The sequence below is a fragment of the Pseudonocardia xinjiangensis genome, assembly GCF_012911925.1.
Lineage (GTDB): Bacteria > Actinomycetota > Actinomycetes > Mycobacteriales > Pseudonocardiaceae > Pseudonocardia > Pseudonocardia xinjiangensis.
This window is the reverse complement of record NZ_JAAXKY010000283.1, coordinates 1-2675: the sequence shown is the minus strand read 5'-3', so window position 1 is coordinate 2675 and position 2675 is coordinate 1. Positions and strand designations below refer to the sequence as shown.

4 protein-coding genes are annotated in these 2675 nt (G+C 71.4%); 2 read left to right on the top strand and 2 right to left on the bottom strand.

What is annotated here, in order from left to right:
* Nucleotides 1–222, bottom strand: a 222-nt coding sequence (locus HF577_RS37000) for a hypothetical protein (RefSeq protein ID WP_407692285.1), incomplete at its 3' end; no start/stop codon positions are given.
* Nucleotides 223–432: 210 nt separating this feature from the next.
* Between HF577_RS37000 and HF577_RS36995 the strand changes: the two genes are divergently transcribed.
* Nucleotides 433–921: a polyadenylate-specific 3'-exoribonuclease AS gene (locus tag HF577_RS36995; protein WP_169400653.1), complete on the top strand. Its 489-nt coding sequence runs from the start codon at nucleotides 433–435 to the stop codon at nucleotides 919–921.
* Nucleotides 922–957: 36 nt separating this feature from the next.
* Here HF577_RS36995 and HF577_RS36990 read toward each other — a convergent pair whose 3' ends face one another.
* Entirely contained in the window at nucleotides 958–1101 is a 144-nt protein-coding gene (locus HF577_RS36990; protein ID WP_169400652.1) for a GPGG-motif small membrane protein, read from the bottom strand.
* Nucleotides 1102–1284: 183 nt separating this feature from the next.
* On the opposite strand from HF577_RS36990, the gene HF577_RS36985 reads away from it, so the two are divergent.
* Complete coding sequence (locus tag HF577_RS36985) at nucleotides 1285–2673, top strand: class II 3-deoxy-7-phosphoheptulonate synthase (protein WP_169400651.1); 1389 nt, start codon at nucleotides 1285–1287, stop codon at nucleotides 2671–2673.
* The last annotated feature ends 2 nt before the right edge of the window (nucleotides 2674–2675 follow it).

Here is a 2675-nt window from a genome sequence, read left to right as displayed (position 1 = left end):
CGCGAGGACCACAGCGCGCGCGACGCCGTCCACCGTGCCTCCGCCCGCCCCGGGCAACGGTGGGGCGCCGCCCGCCGTGCAGCCGCAGGCACCCTCCCCGCCGGCCCCCACGTCGGCGGCCACGACCACGACCCCGCGGGTGACCCGGCCGCCGCTCTTCCCCCAGCAAGCCGCTCCGACGTGCACCCCGGGCAGGCCGAACAGTTCGGGCGCCCCCTGCACCGCCGTACCGCCGACGTCCCGGCCGCGCTGACCCGGGCTCGCCGATCCCGTGGTGCGGTTCGGGACACTCGTCCCCGTCGCGGACGGGCAGCACATACAGTCATCGGTGGCCCGGCTCGGACGACCAGGCCGCATGGCGCCCGAACGTGGCGCTGACCGGTGCGCACCGGCAGCGCTGTTCACGCGCCGACCAGCGGGAACAGGACGGATATGCGGTTCTTCTACGACTGCGAGTTCATCGAGGACGGGACGACGATCGATCTGGTGTCGATCGGTGTGGTCGGAGAGGACGGGCGCGAGTTCTACGCCGTCTCCACGGAGTTCGACCCGTCGAGAGCGGGCGCGTGGGTGCGCGCCAACGTGCTCCCCAAGCTGCCGTCCCCGGCGGACCCGGCGTGGCGGTCGCGTTCCCGCCTCCGGGCTGATCTGCTGGAGTTCCTGACCTCCGCGCCGGGTGATGTCGAGCTGTGGGCGTGGATCGCCGCCTACGACCACGTGGTGCTCTGCCAGCTGTGGGGGGCGATGCCGGCGTTGCCGCGGGCGCTGCCCCGCTTCACCCGTGAGCTCCGCCAGCGCTGGGAGGACGCCGGGCGCCCGCCGCTCCCGCCGCCCAGCACCGACGCCCACGACGCGCTCGCGGACGCCCGGCTCAACGCGAGGCGGTGGGAGGCCATCGAATCGGCGGTGGCCGCTCGCTGAAGCTCAGCGAGCGGCCACCGCACGACGCCGTCGGGGTCAGGTGAAGATGCTGACACCGCCCGGGCCCACGAGCAGGCCGACGATGATGAGCACGATTCCCCAGATGAGCTGCCTGCGCACAATCGCAAGAATGCCGGCGATGACGAGAACGACGGCGATGATCCACAGTAGAGTTGCCATGCGCCGGGATGCCCTGATCGCTTGGTCAGGGAATCGCGCCATTCGGGTGACCTATGCCGCCGTACGGTCCAGCTCGAGGGGTTGTCTTCCTGCGCCGAATGGTCCAACGGCTTCGTTTTGCACTATTCGTGGCTTAGCGGAAGCCGGCGACCCGTCCCCCGCCGGCCCGGCTACCCTGCTGATGTGAACTGGACCGTCGACGCACCGGTCGAAGTGCTGCCCGAGCTGCCCCCGCTGCCTGCCGAACTGCGCGCCCGCCTCGATGACGCGCTGGGCCGTCCTGCCGCTCAGCAGCCGGACTGGCCCGACAGCGAGCAGGTCGCGCACGTCCGCACCGTGCTCGAGAGCGTGCCCCCCGTCACGCTCCCCCCGGAGGTCGACCGCCTCCAGGAGCGGCTCGCCCAGGTCGCCCGCGGAGAGGCCTTCCTGCTGCAGGGCGGCGACTGCGCCGAGACGTTCGTCGACAACACCGAGCCCCACCTCCGCGCCACGATCCGCACACTGCTGCAGATGGCCATCGTCCTCACCTACGGCGCCTCGCTGCCGGTGGTGAAGGTTGGGCGCATCGCCGGCCAGTACGCCAAGCCGCGCAGCGCGCCCGTCGACGCGCTGGGCCTGCCGTCCTACCGCGGCGACATCGTCAACTCCATCGTCGCCCACCCCGCCGCCCGGGTGCCGGACCCGTCCCGCATGGTGCGCGCCTACGCCAACGCCAGCGCCGCCATGAACCTCGTGCGCGCGCTCACCGCCACCGGCATGGCCGACCTGACGATGGTGCACGACTGGAACAAGGACTTCGTGCGCACCTCGCCGGCAGGCGAGCGCTTCGAGAACATCGCGGCGGAGATCGAACGCGCCCTGCGGTTCATGGACGCCTGCGGTGTCGACGACCACAACCTGCACAGCGTCGAGTTCTACGCCAGCCACGAGGCCCTGCTCATGGACTACGAGCGGGCGATGCTGCGGCTGGACGTCAGCCGGGGGCAGCCGCGGCTCTACGACCTCTCCGCGCACTTCCTCTGGATCGGTGATCGAACCCGCCAGCTCGACGGCGCCCACATCGCCTTCGCCGAGCTGCTCTCCAACCCGATCGGGCTCAAGATCGGCCCGACGACCACGCCGGAGCTCGCCGTCGAGTACGTCGAGCGGCTCGACCCGCACGGCACCCCCGGCCGGCTCACCCTGGTCAGCCGCATGGGCAACGGGAAGGTCCGCGACTCGCTCCCGCCGATCATCGAGAAGGTGGAGGCGTCCGGGCACAAGGTCATCTGGCAGTGCGACCCGATGCACGGCAACACTGTGGAGTCCACCACCGGCTACAAGACCCGCCACTTCGACCGGATCGTCGACGAGGTGCAGGGCTTCTTCGAGGTCCACCGCGCCCTCGGCACTCACCCGGGCGGCATCCACGTCGAGGTCACGGGCGAGGACGTCACGGAGTGCCTGGGCGGGGCGCAGGAGATCTCCGACGCCGACCTCGCCGGCCGCTACGAGACGGCCTGCGACCCCCGCCTCAACACCCAGCAGTCCCTGGAGCTCGCCTTCCTCGTGGCGGAGATGCTCCGAGGCTGACC